Here is a 13,519-nt window from a genome sequence, read left to right as displayed (position 1 = left end):
ATATCCAATGAAATTCAGTGAACTCTGGTTACGCGAATGGGTAAATCCAGCCCTGGACAGCGCCGCGTTGTCTGAACAAATCACCATGGCCGGTCTGGAAGTTGACGGCGTTGATCCGGTTGCCGGCGCATTCCACGGCGTCGTAGTCGGTGAAGTGGTGGAGTGCGGCCAGCACCCGAATGCCGACAAGCTACGCGTGACCAAAATCAACGTGGGCGGCGATCGCCTGCTGGATATCGTCTGTGGCGCGCCGAACTGCCGTCAGGGGCTGAAAGTCGCCGTCGCGACTGTGGGCGCCGTGCTGCCAGGTGATTTCAAAATCAAAGCGGCCAAACTGCGTGGCGAGCCATCTGAAGGCATGCTCTGCTCGTTCTCCGAGCTGGGTATTTCCGACGACCACAACGGCATCATTGAACTGCCCGCCGATGCGCCGGTGGGTACTGACATCCGCACTTACCTGCAACTTGACGACAACACTATTGAAATCAGCGTCACGCCTAACCGTGCCGACTGCCTGGGTCTGATCGGTATCGCCCGTGATGTCGCCGTGCTGAACGGTTTACCGCTGAACGTGCCAGAGATGCAACCTGTCGCGGCTACGCTGAATGAAACATTCCCGATTCAGGTTGATGCAACTGAAGCCTGTCCGCGCTATCTGGGCCGTGTAGTGAAGGGGATTAACGTCGCGGCGGCTACGCCACTGTGGATGAAAGAGAAGCTGCGTCGCTGTGGCATTCGCTCAATCGATCCGGTGGTGGATATCACCAACTACGTCCTGCTGGAACTGGGCCAGCCGATGCACGCCTTCGACCTCGACCGCATTGACGGCGGTATCGTGGTTCGCTTGGCGAAAGAGGGCGAAAAGCTGACGCTGCTGGATGGCACTGAAGCCAGCCTGCAGAGTGACACCTTAGTCATCGCCGATCATCAGAAAGCGCTGGCCATGGCCGGTATCTTTGGTGGCGAACATTCGGGCGTGAACGGCGAAACGCAGAACATCCTTTTCGAGTGCGCTTACTTCGATCCGCTCTCTATCACCGGCCGCGCCCGTCGTCACGGTCTGCATACCGATGCGTCACATCGCTACGAGCGTGGCGTTGATCCGGCGCTGCAACATACCGCGCTGGAGCGTGCTACCCAGCTGCTGCTGTCAATCTGCGGCGGTGAAGCGGGCCCGATCATCGATCAGACCCATCAGGCAGCCCTGCCGGTACCGGCGACCATTATGCTGCGTCGTGAAAAGCTGGACCGTCTGATTGGTCACGTGATTGCGGATGAGCAGGTCACTGATATTCTGACCCGTCTCGGCTGCGAAGTGACTGTGGGTGAAGGGCAGTGGCAGGCTGTCGCTCCGGCCTGGCGCTTCGATATGGCGATTGAAGAAGATCTGGTTGAAGAAGTGGCCCGTATCTACGGCTATAACAATATTCCGGATGTGCCGGTGCAGGCTGGTCTGGTTATGACTCAGCATCGCGAAGCAAATCTGTCGCTGAAACGCGCTAAAAACCTGCTGGTGGACAAAGGTTATCAGGAAGCGATTACCTATAGCTTCGTCGATCCGAAAATCCAGCAGTTACTGCATCCAGGTGAAGAGGCGCTGCTACTGCCAAGCCCGATTTCCAGCGATATGTCGACGATGCGTCTGTCACTCTGGACGGGTTTGCTCAGCGCGGTGGTCTACAACCAGAACCGTCAGCAGAGTCGCGTGCGTCTGTTTGAGAGCGGCTTACGCTTTGTGCCGGATACGCAGGCGGATTTAGGTATCCGTCAGGAGCTTATGCTGGCTGGCGTCATCAGCGGTAACCGCGTTGAAGAGCACTGGGATCTGGCGCGTCAGACAGTTGACTTCTATGATTTGAAAGGCGATTTAGAGTCGCTGCTCGATTTAACCGGCAAACTGGATGACATCAGCTTCCGGGCTGAAGTGAATCCGGCGTTGCATCCAGGACAGAGCGCGGCGATTTATTTGCATGATGAACATATCGGATTTATCGGCGTGGTTCATCCTGAGCTGGAACGTAAGCTTGATCTCAATGGCCGCACCTTAGTCTTTGAACTGCTTTGGAATAAGGTCGCAGACCGCGTCCTGCCTGACGCGCGCGAGATTTCTCGCTTCCCGGCGAACCGTCGTGACATTGCCGTTGTGGTGGCTGAAAACGTGCCTGCAGCAGATATCATCGCGGAGTGTAAGAAAGTTGGCGTAAATCAGGTAGTTGGCGTAAACTTGTTTGACGTGTACCGCGGTAAGGGCGTTTCTGAGGGCTACAAGAGCCTCGCAATCAGCCTGATTTTGCAGGATACCAGCCGGACACTCGAAGAAGAGGAGATTGCCGCGACCGTTGGCAAATGCGTTGCGGCATTAAAAGAGCGATTCCAGGCAACCTTGAGGGATTGAACCTATGGCGCTTACAAAAGCTGAGATGTCAGAGTACCTGTTTGAGAAACTCGGGCTGAGCAAACGCGATGCCAAAGAGTTAGTAGAGCTGTTTTTCGAAGAGGTACGTCGCGCTTTGGAGAATGGAGAACAGGTAAAACTGTCTGGGTTTGGTAATTTTGACCTGCGTGACAAAAACCAGCGTCCTGGCAGAAACCCGAAAACGGGTGAAGATATTCCGATTACTGCGCGTCGCGTAGTAACGTTCCGCCCAGGACAGAAGCTGAAAAGCCGCGTAGAGAACGCTACACCCAAAGAGACTGACTGAATTTCAGCGTTTCAAAAAGGCCGCGAAAGCGGCCTTTTTTCATGGTTTCAGCATGCATCATCTCCGCTCCCGCTCCCGCGCCCGTTAATGTCCACGTCAGCCCGGCGCAACCCGCTTTATCCGCCTTTCTTTTTTCTGCAATCCCTCTACAATCAAATCACTGTTTTCTCAGCTAATCCTGCTTATGTCTCTGCTCGACACTTTCGCGCGCCAGTCCGATCGGCGCGGCCAGAAATGGCTGATTGCGCTGGCTCTTACGCTTGCTGTACTGCTCTGTGTCAGCCTTTGTGCCGGAGACAGCTGGATTTCGCCTTCAGCATGGTTCACCGAGAGCGGCAGACTCTTCGTCTGGCAGTTGCGGCTGCCCCGCAGCCTGGCGGTGGTGCTGGTGGGCGCCTCTCTGGCGGTATGCGGTGTTGTGATGCAGGCGCTGTTCACCAATCCGCTGGCGGAGCCGGGCCTGCTTGGTGTCTCGAACGGAGCCGGTATCGGTCTGGTGCTTGGCGTGCTGCTGGGCAGTGGCTCACTGTGGAGCCTGGGACTGGCGGCGATGGCAGGTGCGCTGATTATTACACTGATTCTGCTGCATTTTGCGCATCGTCAGCTCTCGGTCGCCCGGCTGTTGCTGACCGGCGTGGCTCTGGGGATTATCTGCAGCGCCATCATGACCTGGGCGGTCTACTTCAGCACCAGTCTCGATCTGCGTCAGCTGATGTACTGGATGATGGGGGGATTCAGCGGGATTGACTGGCGCTACGGCTGGATGCTGCTGGCCCTGCTGCCTGTGATGCTGGCGCTGGGGGCGACCGGACCGATTCTTAATCTGCTGGCCCTGGGCGAGACCTCTGCCCGTCAGCTCGGGCTGTCACTCTTTTACTGGCGGAACCTCCTGGTGCTGGCGATGGGCTGGCTGGTAGGCATCAGCGTCGCGATGGCCGGTGCCATTGGCTTTGTCGGGCTGGTGATTCCGCATCTCCTGCGCCTGAGTGGCATCAGCGACCACCGTTATCTGCTGCCGGCCTCGGCGCTGGCGGGCGCGGCTGTGCTTTTGGCCGCCGATATCGTGGCACGTCTGGCGCTGACCTCGGCAGAATTGCCGATAGGTGTCGTCACAGCGACACTGGGCGCGCCACTGTTTATTATTTTACTGGTGAAATCTTCGCGCTAGCTTCGGCTGGTTATTCTGGATCCACAACAGCATCCACAAAGGAAATAGCATGAACATTTATGAGACTGAACTGGTTACGCTCGACGGAGAAAAAACTACGCTGTCACAGTGGCAGGGTCAGGTCCTGCTGGTGGTCAATGTTGCCTCGAAATGTGGCCTGACGGCGCAATATGAAGAGCTGGAGAATCTGCAGAAAGCCTGGCAGGATCAGGGCTTCAGCGTACTCGGTTTCCCCTGCAATCAGTTTCTGGAGCAGGAGCCGGGCAGCAGTGAAGAGATCAAAACCTTCTGTAGCACAACCTATGGCGTCACGTTCCCGATGTTTGCCAAAACCGAGGTCAATGGCGAAGGTCGTCATCCGCTCTATGCTCAGATGATTGCGGCCCGGCCAGAAGCCGTGCGTCCGGAAGGAAGCGGTTTTTACGAGCGTATGGAGAGTAAAGGGCGCGCCCCGAAAGCGCAGGGCGACATTCTGTGGAATTTCGAAAAATTCCTGATTGGCCGTGACGGCTGCGTGATTCAGCGTTTTGCACCTGACATGACGCCGGAAGATCCGATCATTCTGGAAACCATTAAGCAGGCGCTGGCAAAATAGATGCTGTTGCGCCTGCAACAGGCAGCCGTTGCCGGACGGCTGCTACCACTGACCGGTGAGCTTGCCGCCGGTCAGCTGTTGCACGTGGCAGGGCCGAACGGGGCAGGCAAAAGCACCTTACTTAGCGTACTTGCCGGACTGCAACCCGCCTCAGGCACAGTAAGGCTGGACGAAAAGCCACTGAGTGACTGGAACGGCGCGGCATTGTCCAGGATTCGCGGCTGGTTGCCACAACAGCAGGCGCCGCTGAGTCAGATGCCGGTCTGGCACTATTTGCGTCTGCATCTTAAACAGGCGGGCTCGCAGTCCGATGCCCGACTCACCACGCTGCTGGAACGGCTTCAGCTGCAGGATAAATTATCCCGTTCGCTGACCCGACTCTCCGGTGGTGAATGGCAGCGCGTCAGGCTGGCGGCAGTCTGTGCGCAAATTGATCCCCTCATCAATCCTCACGGGCGGCTACTGATCCTCGATGAGCCGCTGACGGCGCTGGATATCGGCCAGCAGAAAGCGGTCGACGATCTGATTGCGGAGCTGTGCGCGGCAGGTATCAGCGTAATCGCCAGTAGTCACGACCTTAACCACAGCCTGCAACAGGCCGATCGGGTCTGGCTGATGAACAGGGGCCAGGTGGTTGCGCAGGGCGAACCGGCTAAAGTCCTGACGCCGCAGCGCCTGACTCCGCTCTACCAGATAGCATTCCGGCAGATTCAACTCGAAGGACGTACGCTATTAACTGTGCTGCCCTGACACTTGCTACCTGGCGGGCTTTACCGCTACATTAAGCCGGTTGCAACTTCTGATAAGGACATTTGGCAATGCGCCTGGGTTTGCTGATTTTAGTTCTGCTGCTGACGGGATGCAGTCATCACGCTCCGCCGATAAATGGCCGTCTATCCGATTCGATCACCGTGATAGCGGAACTGAACGATCAGCTCGGCCACTGGCGTGGCACGCCTTATCGCTATGGCGGCATGAGTCGTAACGGTGTTGACTGCTCTGGCTTTGTCTATCTGACCTTCCGTGACAAATTTGCGTTGCAACTGCCACGCACCACCTCAGCCCAAAGCGATATTGGCACGCAAATCAGCAAAGATGACCTGCTGCCCGGCGATTTGGTGTTCTTCAAAACCGGTCGCGGCGAGAATGGCCTGCATGTGGGCATTTATGACACCGATAACGCCTTTATCCACGCTTCAACCAGCCAGGGGGTGATCCGCTCTTCGCTCGACAATGTCTACTGGCGAAAAGTGTTCTGGCAGGCGCGCCGTATTTAAACGCAGCCAGCCAAATCTGACTTAAGTCCAATTTTAAATAGAGTTAAAACAGAGAATAAAAGTATTATTTTAAATGACTGTTATTGAGCATGGATTTTAATAAACATAATTAATGCTTATTTAATTCCACTAATAACCGCTATTTTAGCGCGACTATTTGGCTTAAGCGTGATCGACGGTTGTCAAACGGCAGTGGAAGGGTAAAGAAGTTCGTCTCTTCAATGATTTGGCGCTCTTGCCTGCGCCTGACCATTACTATACGATATCTCCATCGCCGCTTATTCTGGCATTAAAATGAAAATTCATCTCTCGGCCGACTATCAGTCGGAAATCTGGTTTTATCCTGTCTGTGATGTTCACGGACGGTTGACCGCTGTCGAGCTGGTAACGCAATTTGTGCATGAAAATGCCCCCATCACTCTGCCGCAGGATCTGTTGCTGCCGCAGCTTGAGGAGTCGCAGCAGTTGCGCCTGCTGCAAAGTCAGATTGGACTGCTGGAGCAGAATCGTGCGTTATTTGAAGCGCATTCGGTGTCAGCATTTATCCGTATTGATGAAGGTATGGCCCGGACGCTCCTGGCGAGTGAATTAGTCATGCGCAAAATAAAGCAGCTGCCGTTCATTCTGTTGAATATCACTGAAACGTTTCCGCAACTGAAGCTGGGCAAAAATAATCCCCTGCTGGCTGACCTGCATGCTGAGTTTAATTTAGCAATTTCCCATTTCGGGGCGGGCAAGACTCCCTCGAATGCGGTCTACGATAATTTATTCAGCTGCATCTGCCTGGACAAAGAATTTATTCATTCGCTGGCAAAACGCGCTTCATTCGTGCCATTTATCCAGAGCATTATTGATAATTTCCGCGCTCACTGTGACCGCCTCATTATTTGTGGCGTTGACGATGAAATGCTGTTCGATAAAGTCAGCCAGCTTGACGGTGCCGACTTCCAGGGGGCACTTTTCTCCGTGGTTAAATCTGATGCACTGCGTTCGTTGCTCTGCGCCGACGATCGTATGCCATCCTCTCAGCATCCCGGCTGATACTTCCTGTTAATCCCCGCTATCAGCGTTACACTAGAGAACTAATCTACGTATCGCTGAGCAGCGCATGGGAGAAACAATGTCCTCAGACAAAGCCTCTTTTGACAACACCTGGTTCCGTGAACTGACAGGGTGTTACACCGCGCTTACCCCTACACCGCTGACAGGCGGACGCCTGCTGTATCACAACGCACCGCTTGCCACTTCAATGGGACTGGATAGCGCGCTCTTTGACGGTCGCGGTCATGATGTCTGGCACGGCGCGGCCCTGCTGCCCGGCATGCAGCCACTGGCGCAGGTGTACAGCGGCCATCAGTTTGGTGTCTGGGCAGGCCAGCTGGGCGACGGGCGCGGCATTTTGCTGGGTGAACAGCGTCTTGATAATGGCAGTAAGCTGGACTGGCATCTCAAAGGCGCAGGTCTGACACCTTATTCACGCATGGGTGATGGTCGTGCCGTAATCCGTTCCAGCGTGCGGGAGTTTCTTGCTTCGGAAGCGCTGCACCATCTGGGCATTCCCACCACGCGCGCACTGACTTTGTCGATAGGCGATGAGCCGGTCTACCGCGAAACTCCCGAGCACGGTGCGATGCTGATGCGCATTTCACCGAGCCATCTGCGGTTCGGCCATTTCGAGCATTTCTTTTACAGCCAGCAGCAGGAGAAAGTGCAGCAGCTGGCCGACTACGCCATCCGTCATCACTGGCCGCACCTGGCAGAGGAAGCGGACCGCTATCAACAGTGGTTCACCGACATTGTGTTACGCACTGCGCGGCTGATTGCGCTGTGGCAAAGTGTGGGTTTTGCGCATGGGGTGATGAACACCGACAACATGTCGATTCTTGGCCTGACCATTGACTATGGCCCGTTCGGGTTTCTTGATGATTATCAGCCTGACTTCATTTGCAATCACAGTGATTATCAGGGGCGCTACAGCTTTGAAAATCAGCCGATGATTGGCATGTGGAATCTCAACCGGCTGGCACATGCGTTATCGGGTCTGCTGACAACCGAGCAGCTGCGGACGGCGTTGAGCGCTTATGAACCTGAATTGATGCGGGTCTGGGGTGAAAGGATGCGGGCGAAGCTCGGCCTGCTGACCCAGCAGAGCAGCGACAATCAGATTCTCACGGATCTGCTGGCACTGATGACGCAGGAGCACAGCGATTATACCCTGACATTCCGGCTGCTGAGTGAGACTCAACAGGCTGAAAGCCGCTCACCGCTGCGCGATGAATTTATCGATCGTGAGGCATTTGATGGCTGGTATCTGCGCTATCGCAACCGTCTCATGGAGGAGCAGGTGAGCGATGAAGAGCGTCAGGCAGTCATGAAGGCCGCCAATCCGGCGGTGATTCTGCGCAACTATCTGGCACAGCAGGCAATTGAAGAGGCGGAGCGGGGCGAGCAGGGTGCGCTGGCACATTTGCATCAGGCGTTACAGCAACCCTTTAGCGATGAGACAGCCGCTGAGTATCGTCAGCGGCCGCCAGACTGGGGCAAGACTTTAGAGGTGAGCTGCTCCAGCTAATCCAACTCAGAGGCGGTGAGAAACCGCCTCTGCCAGCAGGGAGAGCACCTGTTCGCTCTCCTGCCAGCCCAGACAGGGATCGGTTATCGACTTACCATAAACCAGCGGTTCGCCGCTCACCACTTTCTGATTGCCTTCTTCCAGGAAGCTTTCAATCATCACACCGGCAACGGCCCGCGATCCCGATTTAATCTGCTCTGCCACCTCTGCCGCGACATCCATCTGGCGACGATGCTGCTTCAGGCAGTTCGCGTGACTGAAGTCGATCACCAGCTGCTGAGGCAGATTAAACGCCGACAGACTTTCTGCGGCGGCGGCGACATCACTGGCATGATAGTTAGGCTGCTTGCCGCCACGCAGGATCACATGCCCATGCGGATTGCCGCTGGTTTGATAGATGGTCATCTGGCCCAGCTTATCCGGCGACAGGAACATGTGGCTGGCGCGCGCAGCACGGATCGCATCCACGGCAATCTGTACGTTACCATCGGTACCGTTTTTAAAGCCGACCGGGCAGGAAAGTGCCGAAGCCATTTCGCGGTGGATCTGGCTTTCCGTGGTGCGGGCGCCAATTGCGCCCCAGCTGATGAGGTCGGCAATAAACTGGCCGATCACCATATCCAGAAATTCGGTAGCGGTAGGCAGACCCAGCGCGTTGATATCAATCAGCAGCTTGCGGGCGATGCCGATACCCCGGTTTACATCATAGCTGCCATCCAGATCCGGATCGGAGATTAAGCCTTTCCAGCCCACTACCGTGCGCGGCTTCTCGAAGTAGGCTCGCATCACAATCTCCAGCCGGTCTTCATAGCGGCTGCGTAACGCGTTCAGACGCTCAGCATAGTCCAGGGCCGCTTTTGGGTCGTGCAGCGAGCAGGGGCCGATCACCACCAGCAGGCGGGGATCTTCACCGGTCAGAATACGGGCAATACGTTTACGGGCAGCAGTGACATTGTCAGCGATTGCCGCAGAGACAGGATGTTCGGCCGCCAGGCTGGCGGGGGTAATCAGACTACCAATGCGTGCGGTACGCAGTTCGTCGGTTTTATTCATGAGATTCTCGAAAACGGTTCTTCGCAGCGGTGAAATACCGGGAAGTGATGATGGTCACAATAAACCATTAGCCTGCGAATTCAACCCGGGATTTGATAATGAAATCAAAAGCGACGGCAGCGCCGCTTTACAACGCCGACCCGAATAGCGTTCTAGTACATGCGGCGCGTCAGGCCCATGATGTCGAGAATTTTGGTGGCTATCTCCTCTACCGAGTAGTTGGTGCTGTTGAGATAGCGGATCTGATGGGTGCGGAACAGCGCTTCGACTTCGCCCACTTCCAGTCGGCACTGACGCATTGAGGCGTAACGGGTATTTTCCGCCCGCTCCTGACGTATTGCCGCCAGGCGTTCCGGATCGATGGTCAGCCCGAACAGCTTATTCTGGTGTGCACGCAGCGCTGGCGGCAGTTTGAGGTTATCCATATCGTCAGCAATGAAAGGGTAGTTGGCGGCGCGAACACCAAACTGCATCGCCAGATAGAGGCTGGTGGGCGTTTTGCCACAGCGCGAGACCCCCAACAGGATCACCTGTGCATCCTCCAGCCCGCGCAGCGAGATGCCGTCATCATGCGCGAGGGCATAATCGATCGCTGCAATGCGCGCATCATATTTACCCAGATTACTGGCATCCAGTCCGTGGGTACGGTGAGCGACCGGTGCAGGCGCTAAACCTAACTCCTGCTGTAGCGGGGCGACCAGTGCCTGCACGATATCCTGACAAAAGCCCTCGCTCTGCACGATGATGTCGCGCACTTCCGGGGTTACGATGGAAAAAAACACCAGCGGCCGGACACCGCTCTGCTGATAGAGCGCGTTAATCTGGGCTTTAACCGCCAGCGCCCGCTGGACGTTTTCTACAAACGGCAGCGTCAGACTGGTGATATTAACCGGAAATTGCGACAGCACCGCATGACCCAGTACTTCAGCCGTAATTGCCGTACCATCGGAGATATAAAAAACGCTTCTGTCAGTTGTCATAACGAAATCAGCCTCAGACAAGAGTGAGCAATCAGCATGAGCCATGCGATTAAATAAATCATCTCTGATTTTAATTTCTGGAAGGTTTGTCCGGATTATTTACCTGCTTTTTCATTACGATAATAAAAAATGAAAAGGTGTTTCGCTTCGCCGGAATACTTTTTATCTGATATTGCACCGCAAATAGCCACGCAACTGTTGCGCAACAAAACAGAATGGTTAAGTGGCTGAAAATGTGCCATTTCCAGTTGCATCAAGTGGTTAGCGGAAAATAGCTTCTTTGCGCAACAACAAAATAATCCGCTCACAATTCCGAAACTGTTGCTGAAATTCTGCTTTAACGATTCAACACATCGTTATTGAAGGAGGGATATGCCAGGCTGAAGACAGATAACTCCCTGTGTCTATTCATTAATAATTGATAAAGGATAAGCTCAATGTCCACGAAAGGCGAACAGCCACTTGTGCTCTGGTATAACCAGCTTGGCATGCATGATGTTGACCGGGTAGGAGGCAAGAATGCCTCTCTGGGTGAAATGATTACTAATTTGTCGTCGCTGGGTGTTTCCGTGCCCAATGGTTTCGCGACCACCTCCTGGGCCTTTAACCTTTTCCTGGACCAGAGCGGGCTGAACCAGCGAATTTATGCGCTGCTGGATGAGACCGATATTGATGATGTGGATGCGCTGGCAAAAGCGGGTAAGCAGATTCGTCAGTGGGTGGTGGAAACGCCGTTCCTGCCGGAGCTGGAGTCCGCCATTCTGGACGCCTATAAGCAACTTTCGGCCGATGACGATGCTGCGTCGTTCGCCGTCCGCTCCTCTGCCACCGCAGAAGATATGCCCGATGCCTCCTTTGCCGGCCAGCAGGAAACCTTCCTGAATGTGCAGGGAATCGACGCAGTGATGGTCGCAGTGAAGCATGTCTTTGCCTCGCTGTTTAATGACCGTGCTATCTCTTATCGCGTGCATCAGGGTTACGATCACCGCGGCGTTGCACTCTCGGCGGGCATTCAGCGCATGGTACGCTCTGACCTGGCCTCTTCAGGGGTGATGTTCACCATTGATACCGAGTCCGGCTTTGATCAGGTGGTCTTTATCACCGCCGCGCTGGGACTGGGTGAAATGGTGGTGCAGGGTGCCGTTAACCCGGATGAGTTCTATGTCCACAAGCCAACCCTGGCAGCCGATCGTCCCGCGATCGTGCGCCGCAACATGGGCTCGAAAAAGGTTCGCATGGTCTACGCCGATTCCCAGGCGCATGGCGAGCAGGTGCGAATTGAAGATGTGCCGGAAGCTGAACGAGACCGTTTCTGCCTGAGCGATGAAGAAGTGCAGGCGCTGGCAAAGCAGGCCGTGCTGATTGAACAGCACTATCAGCGCCCGATGGATATTGAGTGGGCTAAAGATGGTCACACTGGCAAGCTGTTTATTGTTCAGGCGCGTCCAGAAACCGTGCGTTCTAATGGGCAGGTAATGGAGCGTTACACGCTACAGGGTCAGGGTAGCGTCGTGGTTGAAGGCCGTGCTATCGGTCATCGTATTGGTGCCGGCGTGGTGAAGGTCATTCACGATATCAGCGAAATGAACCGTATTGAAAAAGGCGACGTGCTGGTGACTGACATGACCGACCCTGACTGGGAACCGATCATGAAAAAGGCATCAGCAATTGTCACAAATCGTGGCGGACGAACCTGTCATGCGGCGATCATCGCCCGTGAGCTGGGCATTCCGGCAGTCGTCGGCTGTGGTGATGCCACCGATCGGCTGAAAGAGGGCCATCAGGTCACCGTCTCCTGCGCCGAGGGCGACACCGGCTACGTCTATGATCAGCTGCTTGATTTCGATGTCACCAGTTCGCAGGTCGATTCACTGCCTGAACTGCCGCTGAAAATCATGATGAACGTCGGTAACCCCGATCGTGCCTTTGATTTCGCCTGTCTGCCTAATGAAGGTGTCGGTCTTGCGCGTCTGGAATTTATTATTAACCGCATGATTGGCGTCCATCCTAAAGCGCTTCTGGAATTCGATCAGCAGACGCCGGAACTGCAACAGCAGATCCGTAAAATGATGAAAGGATTTGATAATCCGGTCGAGTTTTACATTGCTCGCCTGACTGAAGGAATTTCCACCCTTGGCGCGGCATTTGCGCCGAAACGCGTAATTGTCCGACTTTCGGACTTTAAAACGAATGAATATGCCAACCTGGTGGGCGGCGAACGCTACGAACCAGAAGAGGAAAACCCGATGCTGGGATTCCGTGGGGCAGGTCGTTATGTGGCGGACAGCTTCCGGGATTGCTTTGCGCTGGAGTGTGAAGCGGTGAAACGTGTTCGCAACGAAATGGGCCTCACCAACGTCGAGATCATGGTTCCGTTTGTGCGCACCGTGGATCAGGCGCAGGCCGTGGTGGAAGAGCTGGCGCGACAGGGTTTGAAGCGTGGCGAGAACGGGCTGAAGATCATTATGATGTGTGAGATCCCGTCCAATGCCCTGCTGGCAGAACAGTTCCTGCAATATTTCGACGGCTTCTCTATTGGTTCCAACGACATGACTCAGCTGACGCTGGGGCTGGACCGCGACTCCGGCGTCGTCTCTGCGCTGTTTGACGAGCGTAATGAAGCCGTGAAAGCGTTGCTCTCCATGGCGATCAAAGCGGCGAAGAAGCAGGGGAAATATGTCGGAATTTGTGGACAGGGCCCCTCCGACCATCAGGATTTTGCCGCATGGCTGATGGAAGAAGGCATCGACAGTCTGTCACTGAACCCGGACACCGTGGTGGAAACCTGGGTGAGTCTGGCGCAGCTCAATAAAACCGCCTGACACCCGTTGTAGCAATCCTCTCAGGCCCGCATTGCGGGCCTTTTCTATTCATCGCTGGCCTGATTCAGGCAAAAAAAAAGCCCATCACAGGGGATGGGCAAAGACTACACACAGCAATTCTTTACGCTACTCAGGGGAATTAGTTTGTCTGGAAATCATCGGTTTGACTTCGAACATAGGAAACATGTTATTCATACGGCTGGCTGGCGTCTTTAAGAATCCTCTTATTAGTTTAAAGCCGATAATCTTTTGTCACCTTTACTTTGCCATTTGGCTTAAGAAACAGTGCAGAAAGTAATCTTTTTTAGCCCTGAAAGGTCACTTTTCGGCCAAAGATGGCTTTTTTCTTA

The 13,519-nt window shown here is 54.8% G+C and carries 11 protein-coding genes and 1 other RNA gene; 9 read left to right on the top strand and 3 right to left on the bottom strand.

Features of this window, described 5'->3' with window-relative positions; genetic code table 11:
• The first annotated feature begins 7 nt into the window (after positions 1 to 7).
• The 8 genes from pheT (at position 8) to HZZ01_RS05915 (ending at position 8,314) form a co-directional block, all read left to right on the top strand.
• Positions 8 to 2,395 (top strand): phenylalanine--tRNA ligase subunit beta, encoded by a 2,388-nt coding sequence (pheT, locus tag HZZ01_RS05950; RefSeq protein ID WP_179895899.1) that lies wholly within the window; start codon positions 8 to 10, stop codon positions 2,393 to 2,395.
• Between the two features lie 4 nt (positions 2,396 to 2,399).
• On the top strand, positions 2,400 to 2,702 hold the full coding sequence (ihfA, locus tag HZZ01_RS05945; RefSeq protein WP_003853259.1) for an integration host factor subunit alpha: 303 nt from the start codon (positions 2,400 to 2,402) through the stop codon (positions 2,700 to 2,702).
• Between the two features lie 184 nt (positions 2,703 to 2,886).
• Complete coding sequence (btuC, locus tag HZZ01_RS05940; protein WP_179895898.1) at positions 2,887 to 3,870, top strand: vitamin B12 ABC transporter permease BtuC; 984 nt, start codon at positions 2,887 to 2,889, stop codon at positions 3,868 to 3,870.
• A gap of 49 nt (positions 3,871 to 3,919) precedes the next feature.
• Positions 3,920 to 4,465 (top strand): glutathione peroxidase, encoded by a 546-nt coding sequence (locus HZZ01_RS05935; protein WP_179895897.1) that lies wholly within the window; start codon positions 3,920 to 3,922, stop codon positions 4,463 to 4,465.
• Positions 4,466 to 5,215, top strand: a complete 750-nt coding sequence (btuD, locus tag HZZ01_RS05930) for a vitamin B12 ABC transporter ATP-binding protein BtuD (protein WP_179895896.1) — start codon at positions 4,466 to 4,468, stop codon at positions 5,213 to 5,215.
• A gap of 68 nt (positions 5,216 to 5,283) precedes the next feature.
• Positions 5,284 to 5,742, top strand: a complete 459-nt coding sequence (locus HZZ01_RS05925) for a C40 family peptidase (protein WP_179895895.1) — start codon at positions 5,284 to 5,286, stop codon at positions 5,740 to 5,742.
• A 294-nt stretch (positions 5,743 to 6,036) separates the two neighbouring features.
• Positions 6,037 to 6,783 (top strand): EAL domain-containing protein, encoded by a 747-nt coding sequence (locus tag HZZ01_RS05920; RefSeq protein ID WP_179895894.1) that lies wholly within the window; start codon positions 6,037 to 6,039, stop codon positions 6,781 to 6,783.
• A gap of 79 nt (positions 6,784 to 6,862) precedes the next feature.
• The gene (locus HZZ01_RS05915; RefSeq protein WP_179895893.1) at positions 6,863 to 8,314 is read left to right on the top strand and encodes a YdiU family protein; all 1,452 of its coding nucleotides are present in this window, start codon (positions 6,863 to 6,865) and stop codon (positions 8,312 to 8,314) included.
• A gap of 6 nt (positions 8,315 to 8,320) precedes the next feature.
• On the opposite strand, the gene HZZ01_RS05910 is transcribed toward HZZ01_RS05915, so the two are convergent.
• Together HZZ01_RS05910 and HZZ01_RS05905 are read right to left on the bottom strand one after the other, a co-directional pair.
• A complete protein-coding gene (locus HZZ01_RS05910; protein ID WP_179895892.1) occupies positions 8,321 to 9,367 on the bottom strand; it encodes a 3-deoxy-7-phosphoheptulonate synthase in 1,047 nt (348 codons plus the stop codon).
• A gap of 152 nt (positions 9,368 to 9,519) precedes the next feature.
• Positions 9,520 to 10,347, bottom strand: coding sequence for a pyruvate, water dikinase regulatory protein (locus HZZ01_RS05905; RefSeq protein WP_179895891.1), 828 nt, complete (start codon positions 10,345 to 10,347; stop codon positions 9,520 to 9,522).
• A 437-nt stretch (positions 10,348 to 10,784) separates the two neighbouring features.
• Between HZZ01_RS05905 and ppsA the strand changes: the two genes are divergently transcribed.
• Positions 10,785 to 13,169 (top strand): phosphoenolpyruvate synthase, encoded by a 2,385-nt coding sequence (gene ppsA / locus HZZ01_RS05900; RefSeq protein WP_179895890.1) that lies wholly within the window; start codon positions 10,785 to 10,787, stop codon positions 13,167 to 13,169.
• A 69-nt stretch (positions 13,170 to 13,238) separates the two neighbouring features.
• Here the strand turns inward: ppsA and rprA are convergent.
• An RNA gene (gene rprA / locus HZZ01_RS05895) (antisense sRNA RprA) lies at positions 13,239 to 13,346 on the bottom strand.
• Positions 13,347 to 13,519 lie beyond the last annotated feature (173 nt).

Origin of the sequence: Pantoea sp. WMus005 (assembly GCF_013415305.1) — a bacterium.
Classification (GTDB): domain Bacteria; phylum Pseudomonadota; class Gammaproteobacteria; order Enterobacterales; family Enterobacteriaceae; genus Pantoea; species Pantoea rara.
The sequence above is the reverse complement of the archived record's forward strand: the minus strand, read 5'-3'. Positions and strand labels throughout refer to the sequence as shown.

Excerpts from the sequence above, each read along its gene's own strand:
- HZZ01_RS05905 (WP_179895891.1), bottom strand. The coding sequence starts at position 10,347 with ATGACAACTGACAGAAGCGTTTTTTATATCTCCGATGGTACGGCAATT.
- btuC (WP_179895898.1), top strand. The coding sequence starts at position 2,887 with ATGTCTCTGCTCGACACTTTCGCGCGCCAGTCCGATCGGCGCGGCCAG.
- HZZ01_RS05925 (WP_179895895.1), top strand. The coding sequence starts at position 5,284 with ATGCGCCTGGGTTTGCTGATTTTAGTTCTGCTGCTGACGGGATGCAGT.
- ihfA (WP_003853259.1), top strand. The coding sequence starts at position 2,400 with ATGGCGCTTACAAAAGCTGAGATGTCAGAGTACCTGTTTGAGAAACTC.
- pheT (WP_179895899.1), top strand. The coding sequence starts at position 8 with ATGAAATTCAGTGAACTCTGGTTACGCGAATGGGTAAATCCAGCCCTG.
- HZZ01_RS05920 (WP_179895894.1), top strand. The coding sequence starts at position 6,037 with ATGAAAATTCATCTCTCGGCCGACTATCAGTCGGAAATCTGGTTTTAT.
- HZZ01_RS05935 (WP_179895897.1), top strand. The coding sequence starts at position 3,920 with ATGAACATTTATGAGACTGAACTGGTTACGCTCGACGGAGAAAAAACT.
- HZZ01_RS05910 (WP_179895892.1), bottom strand. The coding sequence starts at position 9,367 with ATGAATAAAACCGACGAACTGCGTACCGCACGCATTGGTAGTCTGATT.
- btuD (WP_179895896.1), top strand. The coding sequence starts at position 4,466 with ATGCTGTTGCGCCTGCAACAGGCAGCCGTTGCCGGACGGCTGCTACCA.
- HZZ01_RS05915 (WP_179895893.1), top strand. The coding sequence starts at position 6,863 with ATGTCCTCAGACAAAGCCTCTTTTGACAACACCTGGTTCCGTGAACTG.
- ppsA (WP_179895890.1), top strand. The coding sequence starts at position 10,785 with ATGTCCACGAAAGGCGAACAGCCACTTGTGCTCTGGTATAACCAGCTT.